The sequence below is a fragment of the Haloactinopolyspora alba genome, from assembly GCF_003014555.1.
Classification (GTDB): domain Bacteria; phylum Actinomycetota; class Actinomycetes; order Jiangellales; family Jiangellaceae; genus Haloactinopolyspora; species Haloactinopolyspora alba.
On record NZ_PYGE01000026.1, the window covers coordinates 25,187 to 46,208 of the forward strand.

At 71.8% G+C, this 21,022-nt stretch carries 20 protein-coding genes; 7 read left to right on the plus strand and 13 right to left on the minus strand.

Going from position 1 to position 21,022, the window contains the following annotated elements; genetic code table 11:
• Positions 1–26: 26 nt before the first annotated feature.
• Positions 27–1,181 carry a hypothetical protein gene (locus CLV30_RS23380; RefSeq protein WP_106539657.1) on the minus strand — a complete coding sequence of 385 codons (1,155 nt, stop codon included), beginning with the start codon at positions 1,179–1,181 and terminating at the stop codon, positions 27–29.
• 135 nt (positions 1,182–1,316) lie between these two features.
• Between CLV30_RS23380 and CLV30_RS23385 the strand changes: the two genes are divergently transcribed.
• The 3 genes from CLV30_RS23385 (at position 1,317) to CLV30_RS23395 (ending at position 4,451) form a co-directional block, all read left to right on the plus strand.
• Complete coding sequence (locus CLV30_RS23385; protein WP_106539658.1) at positions 1,317–2,228, plus strand: 1,4-dihydroxy-2-naphthoyl-CoA synthase; 912 nt, start codon at positions 1,317–1,319, stop codon at positions 2,226–2,228.
• A 78-nt stretch (positions 2,229–2,306) separates the two neighbouring features.
• A complete protein-coding gene (menE, locus tag CLV30_RS23390; protein WP_205741112.1) occupies positions 2,307–3,575 on the plus strand; it encodes an o-succinylbenzoate--CoA ligase in 1,269 nt (422 codons plus the stop codon).
• Positions 3,576–4,451, plus strand: coding sequence for a 1,4-dihydroxy-2-naphthoate polyprenyltransferase (locus tag CLV30_RS23395; protein WP_106539659.1), 876 nt, complete (start codon positions 3,576–3,578; stop codon positions 4,449–4,451). It abuts the gene before it with no gap.
• Between the two features lie 11 nt (positions 4,452–4,462).
• Here the strand turns inward: CLV30_RS23395 and CLV30_RS26735 are convergent, their stop codons facing one another.
• The 3 genes from CLV30_RS26735 to CLV30_RS23405 form a co-directional block, all read right to left on the minus strand.
• Positions 4,463–4,633 carry a hypothetical protein gene (locus CLV30_RS26735; RefSeq protein ID WP_165358760.1) on the minus strand — a complete coding sequence of 57 codons (171 nt, stop codon included), beginning with the start codon at positions 4,631–4,633 and terminating at the stop codon, positions 4,463–4,465.
• Positions 4,634–4,783: 150 nt separating this feature from the next.
• Positions 4,784–5,014, minus strand: coding sequence for a hypothetical protein (locus CLV30_RS23400; RefSeq protein ID WP_106539660.1), 231 nt, complete (start codon positions 5,012–5,014; stop codon positions 4,784–4,786).
• 154 nt (positions 5,015–5,168) lie between these two features.
• Positions 5,169–5,960, minus strand: a complete 792-nt coding sequence (locus CLV30_RS23405) for a hypothetical protein (RefSeq protein ID WP_106539661.1) — start codon at positions 5,958–5,960, stop codon at positions 5,169–5,171.
• A 313-nt stretch (positions 5,961–6,273) separates the two neighbouring features.
• On the opposite strand from CLV30_RS23405, the gene CLV30_RS23410 reads away from it, so the two are divergent.
• On the plus strand, positions 6,274–11,766 hold the full coding sequence (locus CLV30_RS23410) for an ATP-binding protein (protein ID WP_106539697.1): 5,493 nt from the start codon (positions 6,274–6,276) through the stop codon (positions 11,764–11,766).
• Positions 11,767–11,802: 36 nt separating this feature from the next.
• On the opposite strand, the gene CLV30_RS23415 is transcribed toward CLV30_RS23410, so the two are convergent.
• Both CLV30_RS23415 and CLV30_RS23420 read right to left on the minus strand, forming a co-directional pair.
• Positions 11,803–12,150, minus strand: a complete 348-nt coding sequence (locus CLV30_RS23415) for a DUF4229 domain-containing protein (RefSeq protein ID WP_106539662.1) — start codon at positions 12,148–12,150, stop codon at positions 11,803–11,805.
• A 151-nt stretch (positions 12,151–12,301) separates the two neighbouring features.
• The gene (locus tag CLV30_RS23420) at positions 12,302–12,493 is read right to left on the minus strand and encodes a hypothetical protein (protein WP_106539663.1); all 192 of its coding nucleotides are present in this window, start codon (positions 12,491–12,493) and stop codon (positions 12,302–12,304) included.
• Positions 12,494–12,852: 359 nt separating this feature from the next.
• Between CLV30_RS23420 and CLV30_RS23425 the strand changes: the two genes are divergently transcribed.
• Entirely contained in the window at positions 12,853–13,842 is a 990-nt protein-coding gene (locus tag CLV30_RS23425) for a TIGR03560 family F420-dependent LLM class oxidoreductase (RefSeq protein WP_106539664.1), read from the plus strand.
• 131 nt (positions 13,843–13,973) lie between these two features.
• Positions 13,974–14,390, plus strand: a complete 417-nt coding sequence (locus CLV30_RS23430; protein ID WP_106539665.1) for a rhodanese-like domain-containing protein — start codon at positions 13,974–13,976, stop codon at positions 14,388–14,390.
• Here the strand turns inward: CLV30_RS23430 and CLV30_RS23435 are convergent.
• Positions 14,387–15,349 carry a threonine ammonia-lyase gene (locus tag CLV30_RS23435; RefSeq protein ID WP_106539666.1) on the minus strand — a complete coding sequence of 321 codons (963 nt, stop codon included), beginning with the start codon at positions 15,347–15,349 and terminating at the stop codon, positions 14,387–14,389. The genes CLV30_RS23430 and CLV30_RS23435 overlap by 4 nt on opposite strands.
• 75 nt (positions 15,350–15,424) lie before the next feature.
• Positions 15,425–15,895 (minus strand): Dps family protein, encoded by a 471-nt coding sequence (locus CLV30_RS23440; RefSeq protein ID WP_106539667.1) that lies wholly within the window; start codon positions 15,893–15,895, stop codon positions 15,425–15,427.
• Between the two features lie 187 nt (positions 15,896–16,082).
• On the opposite strand from CLV30_RS23440, the gene CLV30_RS23445 reads away from it, so the two are divergent.
• A complete protein-coding gene (locus CLV30_RS23445; protein WP_205741110.1) occupies positions 16,083–16,448 on the plus strand; it encodes a PLD nuclease N-terminal domain-containing protein in 366 nt (121 codons plus the stop codon).
• A 17-nt stretch (positions 16,449–16,465) separates the two neighbouring features.
• Here the strand turns inward: CLV30_RS23445 and ccsB are convergent, their stop codons facing one another.
• Genes ccsB through CLV30_RS23470 form a run of 5 tightly spaced genes read right to left on the minus strand, consistent with a single transcriptional unit; the run spans position 16,466 to position 21,000 of the window.
• Positions 16,466–17,470, minus strand: coding sequence for a c-type cytochrome biogenesis protein CcsB (ccsB, locus tag CLV30_RS23450; RefSeq protein ID WP_106539669.1), 1,005 nt, complete (start codon positions 17,468–17,470; stop codon positions 16,466–16,468).
• A complete protein-coding gene (gene resB / locus CLV30_RS23455; protein WP_165358759.1) occupies positions 17,470–19,047 on the minus strand; it encodes a cytochrome c biogenesis protein ResB in 1,578 nt (525 codons plus the stop codon). Before resB ends, ccsB begins: the two co-directional genes overlap by 1 nt.
• Positions 19,044–19,790: a cytochrome c biogenesis CcdA family protein gene (locus CLV30_RS23460; protein ID WP_106539671.1), complete on the minus strand. Its 747-nt coding sequence runs from the start codon at positions 19,788–19,790 to the stop codon at positions 19,044–19,046. The genes resB and CLV30_RS23460 overlap by 4 nt, the downstream gene beginning before the upstream one ends.
• On the minus strand, positions 19,787–20,383 hold the full coding sequence (locus CLV30_RS23465) for a TlpA family protein disulfide reductase (protein ID WP_106539672.1): 597 nt from the start codon (positions 20,381–20,383) through the stop codon (positions 19,787–19,789). Before CLV30_RS23465 ends, CLV30_RS23460 begins: the two co-directional genes overlap by 4 nt.
• Entirely contained in the window at positions 20,380–21,000 is a 621-nt protein-coding gene (locus tag CLV30_RS23470; RefSeq protein ID WP_106539698.1) for a histidine phosphatase family protein, read from the minus strand. The genes CLV30_RS23465 and CLV30_RS23470 overlap by 4 nt, the downstream gene beginning before the upstream one ends.
• Positions 21,001–21,022: the final 22 nt, after the last annotated feature.

Consider the following 21,022-nt stretch of genomic DNA (forward strand, 5'->3'; position numbering starts at 1 on the left):
GCGGCGGTCACTTCGGGCAACGGGCGCTACTGCTGCGCCAGGTCCTCCGGGCCGTCGCCGACACGACGCAACCACGTGAATCCGGTGTTCTTGCCCTGGCAGGTCTGCAGGATCACGTCGCAGGACGACCCGCATGTCCAGTCCGAGGCCGGGCCGAGCGCTGCGCCGCGAGCGGGCGCGATCACGCGGTCGACCACCTCGTAGAGACCGGGCAGCTCACCGGTGAGCTCGACGTACGACCCGATCGGGATGGAGTTCCACCACGCGTTGCCCAGGTAGTCGTGCGCCGCCACGAACGTGCCCGCGGACACCGGCTGGTAGTGGCAGCCGACACCGTTCGGCAGCACGTCGAGGTCACCGGAGTCGTCACACACGTCGACGGGGATGGTGCGGACGTCGTCGCCGAGCGCGACCGCGGGGTCGCTGACGACGGGCCCGAACCGGTCACCGCCGGGGTAGGAGAACCGGAACCGCGCGGTGTCCTGCGCCTCGACCTCGGCCACCGCGGTGCCCTTGCGGTTCGTGGTGACCGTGGTCACCTTCTTCCAGCCCTCGTCGGCTTCCTGCTGAAGCACCAGATCGCCGGTGATCGGCACGCCACCGGTGGTCGTCCAGGCGGCGGTCACGCTGACCGTGCCGTCCTCGGCGCTCTCGGCGGTGGCGGTGATACGCGAGTCGAGGGTTTCGCCGGTCAGGACCACGCGCACGGCGGACACGGCGGCGCCGACCTTGTCGCTGCCGCCGTATGCGAGCCGGTACACGCCGGAGCCGTTCACCTGCGCAGCGACCTCACCGACGCCGTCCTCGAACTGCATGGACGTCACGGTGGACCAGGAGTTGTCGTCGATGCGCTGGAGATCGACGGCGCCGTCGACACGTTCGCCGTCGCCGGAGCTCCAGCGGCCGCCGAACGTCGCCTGATGCCCGGGCTGCACCTGGGCGGGCGCGGTCAGCACCAGGTTGCCCGCGGACCCTGCCGGCCGGTGCGCGGCGCGCACGGCTCCGGCGGGCTTCTCGTCGGCCGGGGACGGCGGCGCGACCAGCACCGTAGCGGTGGGCCGGCCCGTAGTGGTGCCGGCGGAGCCCGAGGGTTGTCCACCGTCGGTCCCGCCCACCAGGACGAACACCGCTGCCGCCACCAGAGCGAGAAGGCCGGCACCGGCCGTGACGCGGTACTTCATGCTCCCATTTTCCATGATCACCGACGCATGTCGGCCCCGACCCGGCGAGCTCATGTCCTGTCAGACGTTGCGGGACGATGATCCGTTCCGCCCCGGGCCGAGCGGTTCGGCGCCGGTACCCGCTAGCGTACCGGCGTGACGAGCCGACCGTTCGATCCCGACCGCTGGCAACCGGTCGAGGGTTTCGAGTTCACCGACATCACGTACCACCGGCATGTCGACGAGGCCGGCGTGCGCGGGACGGTGCGGATCGCGTTCGACCGCCCGGAGGTCCGCAACGCCTTCCGGCCGCACACCGTGGACGAGCTGTACCAGGCGCTGGATCACGCGCGCAGGACCTCCGACGTCGGCTGCGTGCTCGTGACCGGAAACGGACCGTCCCCGAAGGACGGCGGCTGGGCCTTCTGCTCCGGAGGCGACCAGCGGGTCCGGGGCCGATCCGGCTACCGGTACGCCGCGGGCGACACCGAGGAGACCGCCGACCCGGCGCGCGCCGGACGGCTGCACATCCTCGAGGTGCAGCGGCTCATCCGGTTCATGCCGAAGGTGGTCATCGCCGTGGTTCCCGGCTGGGCCGCCGGCGGCGGGCACAGCCTGCACGTCGTGTGCGACCTGACCCTGGCCAGCGCCGAACACGCCCGGTTCAAGCAGACCGACGCCGACGTCGGCTCGTTCGACGGCGGCTTCGGCTCGGCCTATCTGGCCCGGCAGGTCGGCCAGAAGTTCGCCCGCGAGATCTTCTTCCTCGGTGACGAGTACTCCGCCGACGACGCGCACCGGATGGGCATGGTGAACGCGGTCGTGCCGCACGCCCAGCTCGAGGACACCGCGCTGGCCTGGGCGGCGAAGATCAACGGCAAGAGCCCGACGGCGCAGCGGATGCTGAAGTTCGCGTTCAACGCGGTCGACGACGGCATGGTCGGCCAGCAGGTCTTCGCCGGCGAGGCGACCCGGCTGGCGTACATGACCGACGAGGCGGTCGAGGGCCGCGACGCCTTCCTGGAGAAGCGGGAGCCGGACTGGTCACGGTTCCCCTGGTACTACTGATCGCGACGTCCCGGTTGCCGCGATACACCGGAGCGCCCCGTCCGCCCGGTATGCCAGGCTTCGTCGCCGGAGCAGCCGGTGCTGCCCGACGCCGGCGAGGTCCGTATGCTGACCGTCGTCATGCACACGTCCAGCCCGGCCGAACAGACGCAGGGCCGAGGGCTCGTCACCGTCGACGTGCCGCTCGGGCCGGCGGTCGTACCCCGCCTCCTGCCGATGGTCGCCGCGGCGCTCGGCGACGGGCCGGCCGTGCTGCCGCTGCCGCGGAACGAGGCCGGCCGCGACGCGCTGCTGGCTGAGCTGCGCCCCTCCGAGCCGGTTCCCGACGGCACCGCGTTCGTCGTGCCGACCTCCGGTTCGACGGGGCGGCCGAAAGGCGTCGAGCTGCCCGCGTCCTCGGTGCGCGCCGGCGCCGACGCCACCCACGAACGCATCGGCGGGCCGGGCCGCTGGCTGCTGGCCGTCCCGGCCACCCACATCGCGGGCCTGATGGTGCTGGCGCGCTCGGTCGTTGCCGGCACCGAGCCGGTCGCTCTCGACCTGACCGGAGGGTTCGATCCGGAGTCCTTCGCCGCGGCCAGCATGCGGCTGTTCACGTCGCGGCGGCGTCGCTACACCGCGCTGGTTCCGCGCCAGCTCGGCGCCGTGCTGGACGAGGGCGGGGCCGCGCTCGACGCGCTGGGCGGCTACGACGCGGTCCTGGTCGGCGGCGGCGCGGCGACCGGCGAGCTGGTCGACCGCGCCCGCGCGGCCGGCGTCACCGTCGTCACCACCTACGGCATGACCGAGACCTGCGGTGGATGCGTGTACGACGGGCACCCGCTCGACGGGGTCCGGGTCGACGTCACCGACGGACGAGTGCGGCTGCGCGGTCCGATGCTGGCGAGCGGGTACCGGCTGCGCCCGGACCTCGACGACGTGTTCGCGGGCGGCTGGTTCACCACCGCCGACCTCGGGCACCTGGACGGCCTCGGCCGGCTGGTGGTGACCGGGCGGGTGGACGACGTGGCCGTCACCGGCGGCGAGAACGTCCCGCTCGCGGCGGTCGACCTCGCCGTCGCCGGGCATCCCGGGGTGCACGAGGCTCTCAGCGTCGCGCGCCCGGACGAGCGATGGGGGCAGCGGATCGTCACCGCCGTGGTCCCGGCCGACCCCGATCAGCCGCCGCCCCTGGAGTCCGTCCGCTCCCATGTCCGCCGCGAGGCACCCGTGGCCTACGCCCCCAAGGAGTTGATCGTGGTCGAGGCGCTACCCCATCTGCCGGGCGGGAAGCCGGACCGGCTCGCACTCGCCGACCAGCTCGGACTCGCCGACCGGCACGGCCCCGACCCGAAGGCGGCGCGGTAGATGGCCACCGCCGCCCAGTGGATCGAGGGCGCCAGGCTGCGGACGTTGCCCGCGGCCGTGTCGCCGGTGCTCGCCGGAACCGGCGCGGCCGCCGCAGTGGACGACGCCCACCTGGGCCGTGCCCTGCTGGCTCTCGTCGTCGGCCTGGCGCTGCAGGTGGGCGTCAACTACGCGAACGACTACTCCGACGGGATCCGCGGCACGGACGCCGACCGGGTGGGCCCGTTCCGTCTGGTGGGTTCGGCGGCGGCGCGCCCGTCGACGGTGCGCGCGGCGGCCTGGGCGAGCTTCGCCACGGCCGCGGTGTCGGGGCTGGCGCTGGTCGCCTGGTCGCAGCACTGGTGGCTGCTCGCCGTCGGCGCGGCGAGCATCGCCGCGGCCTGGTTCTACACCGGCGGCGACCGGCCGTACGGCTATCGGGGCCTCGGCGAGGTGTCGGTGTTCGTGTTCTTCGGCCTGGTCGCGGTCACCGGCACGACCTACGTCCAGGCCGGCCGGATCACTGCGGTGTCGGTCGCGACCGCCGTCGCCGTCGGCTGTCTCGCGTGCGCGCTCATGCTGGTGAACAATCTGCGCGACGTCCACACCGACGCGGCCGGCGGCAAACGCACACTCGCGGTCTTCCTCGGTGAGCAGCGCAGCCGGCTGCTGTACCTGACGTTGCTGGCCGTGCCGTTCGTCGTGGCGGCCGGTCTGGCCGTGCTCGACGGGCCATGGATTGCTCTGGCTCTGGTGTGCGTCCCACTCGCGGTGGCGACGGCGCGCCCGGTGGCCCGCAAGGCCACCGGTGCGGCGTTGATCCCCTCGCTGCGGATGACCGGGCTCACCGAGCTCGCCTTCGCCGCCCTGCTGACCGTGGGTTTGGCACTGAGCTGAGCACGCCCGCGTCAGGGATGCTGCTGGCGGCGTGCGCGGCGCACACCCGGCGTCCGCTCGCCCACCACCGGGCGGCGGGTGCCGCGCCCGGCCCGCAGCTGCTGCAGCAGCGACATCGGCGCCCCGCGGTGCCGGCCCTTGCGCTGCTTGTCCTGGCTCGTCTGACCGTCGTATCCGTACATGAGAACCTCCGTTGTCGCCGTTGCACGGAATCACCGTGCTGACCGACAAGACAGGCCGCGGGCGTCACTATGACGCGGCGCCGGCATCTTTTTCGTCGGGACCGTCCCGGTGACACGGGTCGATGCGGGGAAGCTGCTGTCCGGCACCGCTCAGCTCTGCTCTCGCAGCTTCGTCACCTCCGGAGCGTCGCGGAGTTCGTCGAGGTCACGACCTGGCGCGTCCGCGCTGGTGCCGAGACCGCCGTGCGGGCGCTGTCCATGGACCAGGCCGTCGTGGGGTCCGGTCTCGCGGACGTCCGCGTCCGCGGTCTGTTCCCGGTCGATCTCGCGTGGATCCTCGCCCGGCGTGGGATCCTGCTTCGTCCGCCTGTCCTCCGCCATGAGTACGAAAGTTCTCCCTTCGATCGTGGTGCCGGAACGGGTACCCACGGAACGGACTTTCACGCCCCCGGATCCACGGACGGCGCGCAGGCGTGGGCGCACGAGAACGCCGCCGTGCTCGCGAGCACGGCGGCGTTCCGCTTTTCCCTGGCCGCTAGACGAGGATCGTCATCGCCATCGCCAGCACGACGACCCCGACGCCACCGGCGATCGACGCGGTCACGGACGTCTTCGCGGGCTCGCGCCCCACCCGGCCGGTGAACATCAGCAGACTGGTCGCGGCGATGACGAGCAAGCCGGAGAACCGCCCGAGCGGGATGAACAGGTTGGCCGCGAAGACGACGATCGACAGCAGCGACAACATCGACAGCGTCGCGGACACCAGGCCGGCCACGGTCAGCCAGCGCGGCAGCGCACGCGCGCGATGCGCGGCCAGCGACACCGCTCCGACCAGCACCCCGAGGCCCACCGTGTGACCGACCCCGCCGATGAAGAAGCTCAGCTGGCGCAGTGCGCTGACGGTCGCGGGACTGTCGCTGATCTGTTCGGCGCCCAGCGTCCCGGCGAGCAGCGCCGACACGGCGAGGAAGGCCGCGGCGACGATCCCGCCCGAGGTCACCGTCTCGGCCAGGCCGGACCGCTCGGATTCCAGGCGGCGCACCATGGCGGCCAGCGAGCCGATGAACAGCACGAGCAGGAACGCCGCCGTGGTCTGGGTCAGTGCCTGCAGTTCGGCGACTCCTCCGTTCTCCAGGAAGTAGCGCTGGATGTCGGTCGCGGCCGAGTCCGGCCGGTTCGGCGGCGCGGACGCCGGGACGAGGATGCTCGTCGTGATGAGGCCGCCGACGAACAGCGCGGCGAACAGCGCTCCGGCGAGTGTGCGTGCGCTGCGGTCGCCGGGTGCGCCTGGCGGCATGTCGGACTGCGTCGTCGCGGGCGAGCTCATGTCGTTCCTTCCGGATCATCGGAGAGTTGCACGTGGTCATCGTCGGCGTCGCGTTCCGTCCGCGTCGTCGGCCACGAAGCGACGTCGGTGTTACGCGCGGCGCCGTATCCGCAATCGGTGGGCTACGTCACAGCACGTAGACCCGTCTGGCACCGGCGCTTTGTCGGTTCTCCACAAACCCGGTCGCTGCGGCATGCGCCGTGCGGAACAACGGTGTACCGGGCGGTAATCGAGCAGGGTGGAGGCAGGTGCAGGCGAGGCTTCCGTGACCGGGGCTCGCCTGCTGCGCGCGGGTAAATGGGAGGCTCAGCCGGTGTTCAGTCGTGTCGCCATCGTCAACCGTGGAGAGGCCGCGATGCGGCTGATCCACGCCGTCCGGGATCTCGCCGCGGAATCGGGGACCCGGATCGAGACGGTCGCCCTCTACACCGACGCGGATCGCACCGCGACCTTCGTCCGCGAGGCCGACCTCGCCTACCCGCTGGGTCCGGCCTCGGCCCGCCCTTACGTCGATCACGCCGTGCTGGAGAGGGCGCTGATCGAGACCGGGGCCGACGCCGCCTGGGTCGGCTGGGGCTTCGTCGCGGAGGACCCGGCGTTCGCCGAGCTGTGCGAGAAGATCGGCGTCACCTTCGTCGGTCCGTCCGCCGCCGCGATGCGCGAGCTCGGCGACAAGATCGGCGCCAAGCTCCTCGCGGAGGAGGTCGGCGTCCCGGTGGCGCCGTGGAGCCGCGGTGAGGTCACCACGCTCGATCGTGCCCTCGCCGCGGCCGCGGACATCGGTTATCCGCTGATGCTCAAGGCGGCAGCCGGCGGCGGGGGGCGCGGCATCCGCGTCGTCACCTCCCCGGAGGACCTCGCCGACGCCTACGAGCGCACCGGCCAGGAGGCGCTGCGCGCGTTCGGCAGCAGCGTCGTGTTCCTGGAACGGCTGGTCACCGGCGCACGGCACGTCGAGGTCCAGGTGATCGCCGACGGCCAGGGAACGGCGTGGGCGCTCGGCGTCCGCGACTGCTCCATCCAGCGGCGCAACCAGAAGATCATCGAGGAGTCCGCCTCACCGCTCCTGGATACGGAGCAGACCGCGGAGCTGAAGGCGTCCGCCGAGCGGCTCGCACTCGCCGTCGGCTACCGCGGCGCCGGCACCGTCGAGTTCCTGTACCACCCCGGCGAGAAGCTGTTCGCCTTCCTCGAGGTCAACACCCGGCTACAGGTCGAGCATCCGATCACCGAGCTCACCACCGGGACCGACCTGGTCAAGCTGCAGCTGCACGTCGCGAACGGCGGCACGCTCGACGGCGCGCAACCGGGCGAGGCCGGCCACGCCGTCGAGGCCAGGTTGAACGCCGAGGACCCGGACCGCGACTTCGCGCCGGCGCCCGGCCGCATCGCGCGGCTGACCCTGCCGGCCGGCCCAGGCATCCGCGTCGACACCGGCGTCAGTGAGGGCGACACCATCCCGGCCGACTTCGACTCGATGATCGCGAAGATCATCGCGTACGGCCGCGACCGCAACGAGGCGCTGGCGCGACTGCGCCGGGCGATGACCGAGACCACCGTGATCATCGAAGGCGGCGCCACCAACAAGAGCTTCGTGCTCGACCTGCTCGAGCAGCCCGAGGTGATCGACGCCCACGCGGACACCGGCTGGATCGACCGGGTCCGCGGCGAGGGCCGCCTGGTCGCGCACGAGCACGCCGCCGTGGCGATCACCGCGGCCGCCATCGAGGCCTACCAGGACGAGGAGGAGGTCAGCCGGCAGCGGCTGCTGTCGACCGCGCACGGCGGACGCCCGCAGGTGCGGCACGACCCCGGCCGCCCGCTGGACGTCAAGCTGCGCGGCGTCGGCTATCGCGTCCACGTCGCCCGCACCGGCCGCACGCGCTTCCGCGTCGGCCTCTCCGCGGGCGGGCAGGTGCGTCCGGCCGACGTCGAGATCGAGCGGTTCGACACGCACAGCGGCCGGATCACCGTCAACGGCCGGAGGTTCCGGATCACCTCGGCCACGCACGGCCCGATCCACCTGGTGGAGGTCGACGGCGTGACGCACCGGATCAGCCGCGACGAGGGCGGCGTCATCCGCTCCCCGGCGCCCGCGCTCGTGGTGGCCGCACCGGTCGCCGTCGACGACGACGTCGAGGCCGGCGCGCCCGTCCTGGTGCTGGAGAGCATGAAGATGGAGACGGTACTGCGCGCGCCGTTCCGTGCCCGCGTGCGCGAGCTCCCGGTGTCGGTGGGCGGCCAGGTCGAGACCGGTGCGCCGCTGGTGCGCCTGGAGCCCGTCGGCGACGCGTCCGCCGCCGAGGACGCCACCACGGCCGACGACGCCGTCGAGATCGACCTTCCCGCGGAGCCGCCGGCGGCCTCCGCGGCCGTGCGGGTCGAGCGCAGCCTGCAGGACCTGCGCAGCATGCTCCTCGGCTTCGACCTCGACCCGCACGACCGCGACGGTGTGCTCACCGGCTACCTCTCCGCGCGGGCCGAACTTGGCGAGCAGCCGCTGCCCGGCGAGCTGGACCTGCTGACGGTGTTCGCCGACCTGTCGGAGCTGAGCCGCAACAAGCCGGCCGGCGGCCTCGAGGTCGAGCCGGGCAGCCCGGTGCACAGCCCGCGGGAGTACTTCCACAGCTACCTGCAGAGCCTGGACATCGAACGCGCCGGCGTCAGCGACGCGTTCCAGGCGAAGCTGCTGCGGGTGCTCGCGCACTACGGTGTCGCCGACCTGGACCGCACGCCGGAACTCGAGGCCGCGGTCTTCCGGATCTTCCTGGCCCAGCAGCAAATGTCGGCCGACGTCGCGGTCGTGTCGGAGGTCCTGCGGCAGTGGCTGGCCGGAGCGTCTCCGACGGAGCCGCTGCGCGAGAGGGCCGGGCCGACGCTGGAGCACCTGGTCGAGGCCACGCAGGTGCGCTTCCCCGCGGTGTCCGACCTCGCCCGCGGCGTGGTGTTCCGGTGGTTCGCCCAGCCGCTGCTACGCCGCAACCGCGCCACCGTCCATGCGGCCGTCCGTGATGATCTGCGACACCTCGACCGGAACCCGGACGCGCCGGACCGCGCCGAACGGATCCAGGCCATGGTCGCCAGCGCCGAACCGCTGGTGCGGCTGATCGGCCAGCGGATCGGGCGGCCGGGCCGCGACCACGCGCCGTTGCTGGAGGTGCTGACCCGCCGTTACTACGGCAACCGCGGGCTGACCGGGGTCGGCGCGCAAGACGCCGCGGGCTGCCGGTTCGTCACCGCCGAACACGCCGCACCCGAGGGCGGCACCCGGGTGGTCACCACCGCGCTGGACATCGCCGACCTGCCCGGCGCCGTCGGAGCCGTCGGCGCGTTCGCGGCCGAGGTCCCCGCGGGCGGCCTGGTCGCCGACCTGTACGTCACCTGGGATGACCGGCCGGACACCGACGCCATGGCCGTACGGCTCCGCGAGATTCTCGCCGAGCGGCCGCTGCCGGCGGGCCTCGCCCGGGTCACCGCCACCGTGGTCGGCACCAGCGGCGCGGTGATGCATCACCACTTCACCTTCCGCCCGGACGGCGACGGCGGCGGTTTCACCGAGGACCGGCTGATCCGCGGCCTGCACCCGAAGATCGCCGAACGGCTGCAGCTGCAGCGGCTGCGCGAGTTCGACCTCACCCGGCTGCCGTCCGCGGACGAGGAGATCTACCTGTTCAAGGCGGCGGCGCGCAGCAACCCGGCCGACGAGCGGCTGATCGCGATGGGCCAGGTCCGTGACCTGACGCCGCTGCGCGAGGCCGACGGCAGGCTGGTCGCGCTGCCCGCGGTCGAGGACGCGATCACCGCGGGCCTGGACGCGATCCGCAACATCCAGGCACAGCGGCCGCAGAACGAGCGGTTCGACACCAACCGGATCATGATGTACGTCTGGCCGTCGACCGAGCTGTCCGCCGACGATCTGGACACTCTGGTCCAGCGCATCCAGCCGACCACGGCAGGGGCCGGGCTGGAGGAGGTCGAGTTCGTCGCCCGCCAGCGCAACTCCGTCGGCGAGCTGACCGAGGTCGGCGTGCGGATCACCCTCGACCCCGGGCAGGGCGCGCAGCTGCACATCGGCGAGCCGTCGACGGAGCCGGTGCAGCCGTTGGACGACTACCGCCAGAAGGTGCTGCGCGCGGCCCGGCGCGGGAACGTCTATCCGTACGAGCTGACCGACATGCTGGCCGGACCGGACGGCGAGTTCACCGAGCACGACCTCGACGAGCACGGCGCGCTGGTGCCCGTGGACCGGCTCAGGGGCGCGAACACCGCGGCCATGGTCGCTGGCGTCGTCACCACGCCGACCGAACGCCACCCCGAGGGCGTCACCCGCGTGGTCCTGCTCGGCGACCCGACGAAGGCGCTCGGCGCGTTGTCGGAGCCGGAGTGCTCGCGGGTGATCGCGGCGCTCGACCTCGCCGAGCGGATGCGGGTACCGCTGGAGTGGTTCGCGCTGTCCGCCGGCGCACGGATCTCGATGACGTCCGGCACCGAGAACATGGACTGGGTGGCCGCGGCGCTCAAGCGGATCGTCGGGTTCACCCAGTCCGGCGGCGAGATCAACATCGTGGTCGCGGGGATCAACGTCGGCGCCCAGCCGTACTGGAACGCCGAGGCCACCATGCTCATGCACACCAAGGGCATCCTGGTGATGACGCCGGACTCGGCGATGGTGCTCACCGGTAAGCAGTCGCTGGACTTCTCCGGCGGCGTCTCGGCCGAGGACAACTTCGGCATCGGCGGCTACGACCGCGTCATGGGTCCGAACGGGCAGGCGCAGTACTGGGCTGCCGACCTGCCGGGCGCGCGGGACGTTCTGATGGCCCACTACGAGCACACCTACGTCGCGCCGGGCGAGACCGCGCCGCGCAAGGCGGTGACGGACGACCCGGCGGACCGGGACGTCTCGGACTACCCGCATGCCGTCGCCGGCAGCGACTTCACCACGGTGGGCGAGGTCTTCTCCGCGGAGCACAATCCGGACCGCAAGAAGCCGTTCGACATCCGCACGGTGATGCGGGCACTGTCCGACCAGGACCGCCCGGTGCTCGAACGCTGGGCCGGCATGGGCGACGCGGACACCGCGGCCGTGCAGGACGTGCACATCGGCGGCCGGCCGGTCTGCCTGATCGGCATCGAGTCACGGTCGGTGCCGCGGCGCGGGTTCCCGCCCACCGACGGGCCGGACACGTACTCCGCGGGCACACTGTTCCCGCGCTCGTCGAAGAAGGCGGCGCGAGCGATCAGCGCCGCGTCCGGCAACCGGCCGCTGGTGGTGCTGGCGAACCTGTCCGGGTTCGACGGCTCACCGGAGTCGATGCGCAAGCTGCAGCTGGAGTACGGCGCCGAGATCGGCCGGGCGATCGTCAACTTCGACGGCCCGATCGTGTTCTGCGTGATCTCCCGCTACCACGGCGGCGCGTTCGTGGTGTTCTCCAAGGCCCTCAACCCGAACATGACCGTGCTGGCGCTCGAGGGCTCGTTCGCGTCCGTGCTCGGCGGCGCACCGGCCGCGGCCGTCGTGTTCTCCGGCGAAGTGAACAACCGGACGGCGACCGACCCGCGGGTGACCGGGCTGCAGGCTCGCATCGCCGAGACCAGCGGCGCGGAACGTGCCGCGCTGAACGCGCAGCTCGCCGACGTCCAGGCGTCGGTGCGCGCGGAGAAGCTCAGCGAGGTGGCGACCCGGTTCGACCAGGTGCACGACATCCGGCGGGCGGTCGAGGTCGGCTCGGTGGACGCGATCATCAGTCCAGCGCAGCTGCGGCCGCGGATCATCGAGACCATCGAGCAGCGGATGAAGCGCTGACGCTTCGTCTCGGCGCGCAGGTGGCCGGTGACTGCCTTACTCGGGCGCGGAGCGGCGACGCTCGTCGGGCTCACCGGCCACCTCGCGCTCACCGGCCACCTCGCCCTCGTCGGCCGCTTCCTGCTCACCGGCGGCCTCCTGATCGCGGCGCGCGTCGTCCCACGCGTCCTCGGCGGCGGCGCGTTCCTTGATGGTGGACAGCCGGCGGTCGAGCGCAGCGGAGAACTGCTCGCGGCTGCGGTTCAGAACGAAGATGCTCAGCAGGCCGGACACGAACACCGCCACGAAGACCAGCCCGAGGCCACGCAGGCCCAGCAGCCACAACAGCGCGGCAACCGCCCCCAGAACGAGGAGGCGCAGCGCGGTGTAACGGAGAACAGCCATGACGCCGTCAAGGGTACCCAGACGATGCCGCCTCCAGGCCCGGGGCCCGCCCGGTCTTCGACATCGTGGACGTGAATCTTCGCCGCGGCCCGCAGCGGGCGAACGGACCCAGCACAAGGCCAGGTCCGTTCGTTCCCGGCGTCCTCGCCCGCTACTTCACGAGCAACGCGACGAGGTGGCGCAAGGCATCTGCATCGAAGATCAGTCCAGCTCCGACGACCAACACGACGATCAAGGGCCTGAGATCCCGAAAGATCATTCCCACGATCTCCGTGTAAGCGCGGATGCCACGCAGCCTGGCGAGCAAACTGCGCTGGCGTGTCCTCCTGCTGTAGTGGCGCACCGGTTCTCCTTCACACCGATGGCGGACGGAGTAGTCCGGGCACGCCGCGTCAACAGCCACCCGGTTCACCGTCCGCAGACGGCTACACCGGGCGGTATGCCGATGTAGTTGTCCGATCATGGTGACTATGCGACGAACAGGACGTCAAGACCGTGTTGTCGCCTGCGCAGTGAAGATCTACGCTGGTGACACCGGAGTAGGTGCGTCAACACCGACGATCCCGGCGAGCCCCGGCGCGTGCGGTAGTGGCGACGCGCCGGGGTTCTTGCCGTGGCAACACCAAGTCAGGCAGCACTCGCGCCATGCTTTCCGGGCGTGCTCGATCTCATCGCCCGCCCGGTACGGTGAAGCGCATGACTATGCGCTTCGGAATGTTCGTCCCCCAAGGCTGGCGGCTCGACCTCGTCGGCATCGCTCCCGAGGACCAGTGGGACGCGATGCTCCGCGTCGCCCGGCACGCCGACCAGACTCCGGGTTGGGAGTCCATCTGGGTTTACGACCACTTCCACACCACCCCGGCGCCGACGGACCAGGCGACACACGAGGCCTGGGCGCTGATGGCCGCGTTCGCCGCGGCGACGGACCGCGTCCGGCTGGGCCAGATGTGCACGTGCATGGCCTACCGCAACCCGGCGTACCTCGCGAAGGTCGCCGCCACGACCGACGTCATCTCCGGCGGCCGGGTCGAGATGGGCATCGGCGGCGGCTGGTACGAGCACGAGTGGCGCGCCTACGGCTACGGCTTCCCTCGTGCCGGCGTGCGTCTGGGCATGCTCGACGAGGGCGTCGAGATCATGCGCCAGCTGTGGACCACCGGACTGGCCGAACTGGACGGTACCCACTACCAGGTGAGCGGGGCCATCGGGCGCCCGCTCCCGCTGCAGGACGGCGGCATCCCGTTCTGGGTCGCCGGTGGCGGCGAGAAGGTGACGCTGCGCATCGCCGCCAAGTACGCGCATTACACGAACTTCGCCGGCGGTCTCGAGGGTTTCCGGCACAAGTCGGAGATCCTGCGGCAGCACTGCCACGATCAGGGCACCGACTTCGACGCCATCACCCGCTCGTCGAACCACAACGTCGTCGTCGGCGAGACCCAGGCCGACGTGGAGGACCAGCTCCGCCAGCTCGCGGACCGGATGTCGGCGCACGTGGCACCGGGCCAGGTCGAGCGGACGCTGAAGAGCTTCCGTGAGAGCCCGACCGTGGGCACGCCCGACCAGGTCGCCGAGGCGCTCAAGGAGTTGTACGCCGCCGGCATGACGTACTCGATCTGCTACTTCCCGAGCGCCGCCTACGGTCTCGACAGCGTCGAGCTGTTCGAGCGCGAGGTCATGCCCGCGTTCGGCTGAGCCCGTCCGTCCGCCGCCGTGACCGCCGCCGGGTTCCCCGGTGCCGGGCACGGCGGCGGGTACGGGGCCGGTCACGGTAGCGGACGATCCGGCGTCCGTGACCGTCGACCGGCCGCCGCTACCCTGGCGGCATGACCACAGCGCAGCGCGGCGGCTCCGCCGTCACCGAGACCGCACCGGCGCCCGCGGCAGAGGCAGCCGCCCACTTCGCGGCACGTCTGGCGTTCGAGGCGGACTGCTGGGACGTTCACGACGCGATCTCGCGCGGCGTCGCCGATTTCACCGTGCTCGACGTCCGCTCGCCGGAGCTGTTCGCGGCGGGGCACCTGCCGGGCGCCGTCAACCTTCCGCACGGCCGCATCGTCGAGCGCAATCTCGCGGCGTTCCCGCAGGACACCGTGTTCGTCGTGTACTGCGCCGGCCCACATTGCAACGGAGCCGACAAGGCGGCGCTGCGCCTGGCCCGCCTGAGGCGCCCGGTCAAGAAGATGATCGGCGGCGTCACCGGCTGGCTGGACGAGGGGTTCGACCTCGAGACCGGCGGCTAAGCGGTCCGGCCGGTCAGCACCCGCGCGAGCAGCGCCGGGTCGGCGTTCCCACCGGTGACCACCGCCGCGGTCTCGCCGAAGCGGTCGGGGGCCGCCAGGAACGCCGCCACCGCGAGCGCGCCGGTCGGCTCGGCCACGACCCGGCTGCGCGTCGTGATCAGCGCCATCGCATCGAGGATCGCGTCCTCGCCGACCGTCACGACGTCGTCGACGTGGGCCTGGATGTGCGGCCACGTCAGCTCGCCCACCACCGGGAGCCGCACTCCGTCGGCGATGGTCCGGTACGTCGCCGCGGTGTCCCACGCCACCCGCTCACCGGCGGCCATGCTCTCCGCGAGGTCCGCGGCCAGCTCGGGCTCGACCGCGACGACACGCACCTCTGGTGCGAGCGCCTTGACCGCGGTGCTCACACCCGAGATCAGCCCGCCTCCGCCGACCGGCACCAGCACCGTGTCGAGGTCCGGCCGGTCCTCGATGATCTCGAGACCGACGGTGCCGGCGCCGGCGATGACGTCGAGGTCGTCGAACGGGGAGATGAACGCGAGGCCGCGCTGCGCCCGGAGCTCGGCCACCCGGCTGTCCCGCTCGGCCGCGGGAACCATGACCACCTCCGCGCCGAGGGCACGGGTCGCCTCGACCTTCACCGGGGCGGCCGCGTCCGGCATGACGACGGTCGCCGCCACGCCGTGCAGCCGTGCCGCCCAGGCGAGCGCCTGAGCATGGTTACCGCTGGAATGCGTGACGACGCCGCGTGCCCGGGCGTCCGGGGCGAGCATCGCGACCGCGTTCAGCGCGCCACGGAGCTTGAACGCCCCCGTCGCCTGCAGACCCTCGGGTTTCAACGCCAGCCGCTGCGCCCAGGGCGCGGGCAACAGCGGCGTGCGCACGACCGAGCCGCTGATGCGGATGGCCGCCTTGCGGACGTCGTCGAGCGTGATCAGTTCGGAACTCCCGTGCACCGTCGCCGCCTCTTCCGGTTGCCGTACGAGCGCTGCGTACAGCCGACATCATGACGCACGGGAGCGGCGAAGGGCTCAGCCGGTCTCGGCCTGCCACATCCAGTACTGCTTCTCCAGATCCTGGATGATGTCGACCAGGATGTTGTTCGTGACCGGATCGGCCCGCTCGGTGTCGGCCGCCCTGCGGCGCAGCCGCTCGATCGCCTCGCCGTAGATCCGCACGAACATGGCGACCACGTCGTCGTCGCGCAGCCACCCGGCGTCGACCTGACTGATCCGGGTCTCCTTCGCGACCGTGGCGACCCGGGCATCCGCGGGGACGCCGATGGTGGCGGTGCGCTCGGCGATGGTGTCGGCGTGCGTGCGCGCCGTCGCGACGACCTCGTCCAGCTGGAAGTGGATGGTGCGGAACCGCGGGCCGGTGACGTTCCAGTGCGCCTGCTTGCCGACCAGCGCGAGATCGACCAGGTCGACCAGGGTGTCGTGCAGCGCCAGGGCAGCGACTTCCAGCGCCTCCTCCGGCAACGGGCTCTTGATCGTGGACATGGCCTCTCCTCGTCGCTCACGACGTCTTTTCGGCCCCATACCCACAACGCCGGATGTTCACGCCCGCCAGGGCACACCGCGCGGCGACGCCCTCGCACCGCATCGCACCGGGGCTCGGGTGCACGACGGCTGCCACCTCACCTACGCTTGGGGGAACGGCGCAGATGAGCTCGAGGAGGTCCTCACGGTGGGTCGGGTACTACCGATCGTGGTCGCGATCGCGCTGCTGGTCTATGCGCTGATCGACTGCTTCCAGACCGAATCGGAGCGCATCAGGTCTCTCAACCGGTTCCTCTGGCTGGCCATCATCGTCCTGCTACCGGTCGTCGGCCCCATCCTGTGGCTGGTCCTCGGCAAAGCCGACCCCGCCCAGCAGCGGGCGGCCGAACCGCCGCCGCAGCAGGTGGCGCCGGACGACGACCCGGAGTTCCTCCGCCAGTTGCGCGAGATCGACCAGTCACACGAGAAGATGCTCGGCGACTGGGAAGCTGATCTGCGCCGGCGCGAGGAGGAGCTTCGCCGCCACGGTGACGACGAGGACGACTCCCGCTGACGTCACACGTCAGCGGGTCACAGGCCGCCGTACGAGTGCAGGCCGTTGAAGAAGATGTTCACGCCGAAGTAGCTGAACAACACCGTCGCATAGGCGATGAGCGCCACGACCGACGCTTTCGAGCCCTTCCAGCCGGCCGTGGCGCGTGCGTGCAGGTACGCGGCGTAGGCCAGCCACGTGATGAGCGCCCAGACCTCCTTGGGGTCCCATCCCCAGAACCGGCCCCACGACACCTCGGCCCAGACCGCACCGAGGATCAGCGGACCGAACGTCCAGATCGGGAACCCGACGGCGGTCAGCCGGTAGGCCAGCCGGTCCAGAGTGCGCTCCGGCGGCAGTGACGCGCCGAAGCCGTGCACGGCCCCCCGCTTCGCCGAACGCTCCGCGACGATCTGCAGGGCGCTGATCACGGCCGAGACGGTGAACAGTCCGAACGCGACGACCGCCATCCCGACGTGGATGACCAGCCAGTAGGACTCCAACGCCGGCTGCAGCGGACCGGGCGGCACGTACAGGACCGTCACCGCCGCGCCCAGCGTGATGAACACCAGCAGCACGGCCCACACGGCGACCGCGCGGCCGGCGGCAGTGCGTGCCAACCCCAGGAACACGACCGAGGCGACCAGGGCGCCGGTGATCGAGAACTCGTACATGTTGCCCCACGGCATCCGCTCGGTGCCGAGGCCGCGCATGCTCACGCCGATGGCCAGGACGACGGTGGCGGCGATGAGCACCACTCGCCCGATGCGCCCCATCCGTTCCGCCTGCTGCTCGACCTCGCCCGACGGGTGCGCGTGGCCGGGCTCGACCGCGTCGTCGCTCACAGAGGTCGCGCCGGCGCCGGCGCCGTGCGAACCGGCGGTCACGAGCTCGCGTTCGTGCTCCTGCGCCGCCGCGGCCGTGCGGCGGGCGCGGCTGAGCGTACCCGCCTCCGCGCAGAACGCGAGCCAGGCGGTCAGGTAAACGATGACTGCGGCGGAGACGACCAGGCGGCTCCACTCGGCGACGGCGTCCAGGTCCATCAGCTCTCCCTGTCCTGTTCCGAACCGTTCAACCGGAGCATCAGCCCGTCGGTGACGGCGCCGACCTCGTCGGTGAGCTGGTCACCCGCCGAGTTCTCGGCCCGATGCAATCCGGCGACCTCGACCACGGTACGCCCCTGCTCGCCGACCGCTGCGCGCACCCATACCCGGCGCCGGCGGAGGTAGAGCGAACCCATCAGGCCCAGCACCGCCACGACGGCCCCGACCAGCGCGATCTCCTTGCCGGAGTTGCGGCTGATCTGGAAATTCGCCCAGGTCACGTAGCCGTCGAAAGTGATGTACGACCCGTTGGGCAGCTCCGCCGTGTCGCCGACCGACAACGCCTTGCGGTACGGCTCGCCGTTCTCGCCCTCGAACTGCTGCATCCGCTCGAGGTCCAGCCGGAACACCGACTCCGGCCGGCCGTCGTCGAGCCCGAGGTCGCCGTGGTAAGCGGTCAGGAACACCGCCGGGTTGCGCGGCGCCGGGAACACCGAACGCGGACCCTTCTCGTCCAGCACCGCGGTCGGGTAGAACACCGCCTCGATGCCCAGATCGTCGCCGTCCTCGGGCGGCACCTGGACCTTGACCACGCCGGTCGAGGTGAAGTTGTCGTCCTGCGGCAGGAACGCGACCGGCCCCTCCGCGAGGATGGTGCCGTCGGCGTCCCGGACCGTGAAGGCGGGAGCGTAGCCGGGGTTGATGATGTGGATCAGGCTGCCGTCGACCTCGAGGGGCTCATTCACCCGGATGGTCTCGGTCCGCGGCTCCGCGCCCGGCTCGGGGACGAAACGGACGGTCGCCTCGTAGTGGTCGGCGGTCCCCTGCTGCGGCCCGGACTCGATGAAGTCCATCTCGAACGACTCGAGGTCGAGCGAGAACGGCGGTAGGTCGGACTGGTCGAACATCGGGCCGGCCGACAGGCTGTCGAACTGGATGACCTGGTTCGTGAACCCGGAGCCCTCGGGGATGAGCACGTTCGCGCGATAGCCGAACAGTCCGCCGCCGGCCACGGCCAGCAGCACCACCACGAGGCACAGGTGGAACAGCACGTTGCCGGTCTCGCGCAGCCGCCCCGCCTCGGCGGAGACCGCGCCGTCGCCGCGGTCGGCCGCGAGCTTGAACCGGCGGGACCGCAGCTCGGCGCGCGCGAGCGCCAGCACCTCGTCCGGCGTCGCGTCCACCTCGACCTGACGGTAGGCCGGCATCCGGGACAGCCGGCGCGGCGCCCGCGGCGGCTCGGAGCGCATCGCCTTCCAGTGCTGCCAGGTACGCGGCAGGATGCAGCCCACCAGCGAGACCATCAGCGCCAGGTAGATGGCCGCGAACCAGGGCGCGGAGTACACGTCGAACATGCCCAGCCGGTCGTACCACTCGGACAGTTCGGGATTGCGGGCCCGGAACGCGCTCACGGCCACCGGGTCGATGTCGCTCTGCGGGAGCACCGACCCGGGGATGGCCGCGACCGCGAGCAGGAACAGCAGCATCAGCGCGATACGCATCGACGTCAGCTGCCGCCAGATCCACCGGCCGAACTCGACCGGCTTCAGCGCGGGCGCCCTCGTCTTCGTGCTCACACCGCCACCTCGAATCCGCCGATCCATCCCTGCATCGACGCCATCAGCTCACCCCACGCACCGGTCACCAGCAGCACACCCAGCGCGATCAGCAGCACACCTCCGGTGCGCATGACCGCCAGCTGATGGCGGCGCACCCAGCGCAGCACGGCGCTGGTGCGCTGGTAGGCCACGGCCGCGGCCAGGAACGGCAGACCGAGCCCGAGGCAGTACACGAACGACAGCAGCGCACCGCGGCCCGCGCTGGCCTCGTCGAACGCCAGGACCTGCACCGCCGCGAGCGTCGGGCCCATGCACGGCGTCCATCCGATGCCGAACACCGCCCCGAGCAGCGGCGCGCCGGCCAGGCCCACCGCAGGGCGAAACTCGGTGCGCCAGTCGCGCGACAGTCCGGGCAGCCAGCCGGCGAACAGCAGGCCGAGCCCGATGGTCACCACGCCGAGGACCCGCGTGATGGTGTCGCCGTGCTCGAGGAACAGGCTGCCGAGACCGCCGAAGAGCAGCCCGTAGGAGACGAAGACCACGCTGAAACCGAGCACGAACAGCGACGTCCCCAGCAGCACCCGCGCTCGGCGGCCGCCGGACAGCTCCGCGCCCGACAGCCCCGTCACGTAGCCGAGATAGCCCGGCACCAGCGGGATCACGCACGGCGACAGGAACGACACCAGCCCGGCCAGCGCCGCCACCGGCACCGCCAGCGCCAGCGATCCGGTGAGGATGGTGTCGCCGAAGGTCCCGTTCACGACGCGGTCGGATCCTCGGCAGCGATGTCGGCCACCAACTGTCGCAGCGACGTCTCGCTGATGGCGCCCAGGACCCGCGCGGCGATCCGGCCCTGGCGGTCGATGACCAGCGTGCTCGGAATGGCCCCCGGCGGCACGGTCTTGCGGAAGGCCAGCAGCGCCTCGCCCTTCGGATCGAAGACGCTCGGGTAGGTGATGCCGAACTCGTCCTCGAACGCGTTCGCGGCGGTCTCGTCGTCGCGGGTGTTCACGCCGACGAACCGCACCCCCTGGTCACGCAGCGCTTCGTGGACGGCCTGCAGCCCTGGAGCCTCCTTGCGGCACGGCGGGCACCACGAGCCCCACACGTTCAGCACGACGACGTCACCGGCGGCGTCGGCGAGCTCGAACGTGTCGTCGCCGTCCAGCAGCGGCCCGCTGAAATCCGGCGCGGGTTCACGCTCGGCGGGCGGGTACGTGCTGACGGCGCCGTCGCCCTCGATGTAACCGGAACGGTCGCTGTCGCCGTCGCGCTGCACCTGACCGTCCGAGCAGCCGGCGAAGAGCGCCGCCGCTGCGACGACGACCGCGACCAGCCGGGCGTGACGCATCATGCACCCGCCGAGAACGGCTTGCCGATGCTGGGCAGCAGATCGGCGGCCGGTTCGCTGTACGCCACGGACACGATGACGTCACCGTCGTAGGTCACGGTGGTGAGGCTGGCCAGCGAGCACTCGCGCCGCCGGGGATCGTGCCAGAGCCGCCGCTGCTCGACGAAGCAGCGCAGCGTCCAGATCGGCAGCTGGTGCGACACCAGCAACGCCTCGTGCCCACGGGCGGCGTCGCGCGCGTCCTCGACGGCGGCGCGCATGCGTGCGGCCAGCTCGGTGTACGGCTCGCCCCACGACGGGCGGAACGGGTTCCGCAGATGCCGCCAGTGCCGGACGTGCCGCAGCGAGCCGTCGCCGACGCCGAAGCTCATCCCCTCGAAGACGTTTGTCGCCTCGATCAGCCGGTCGTCGATGCCGACGTCGAGGTCGTGCGCCGCCGCGATCGGCGCGGCGGTCTCGCGGGCGCGTTCCAGCGGGGAGCTGACGACGGCGGCGACGGCGCGGTCGGCGACCACGTCGGCGACCCGCCCGGCCATCGCCTGACCCAGCTCGGACAGGTGGTAGCCGGGCAGCCGCCCGTAGAGCACCCCGGCCGGGTTGTGCACCTCGCCGTGGCGCATGAGGTGGATCTTGGTCAGCGCG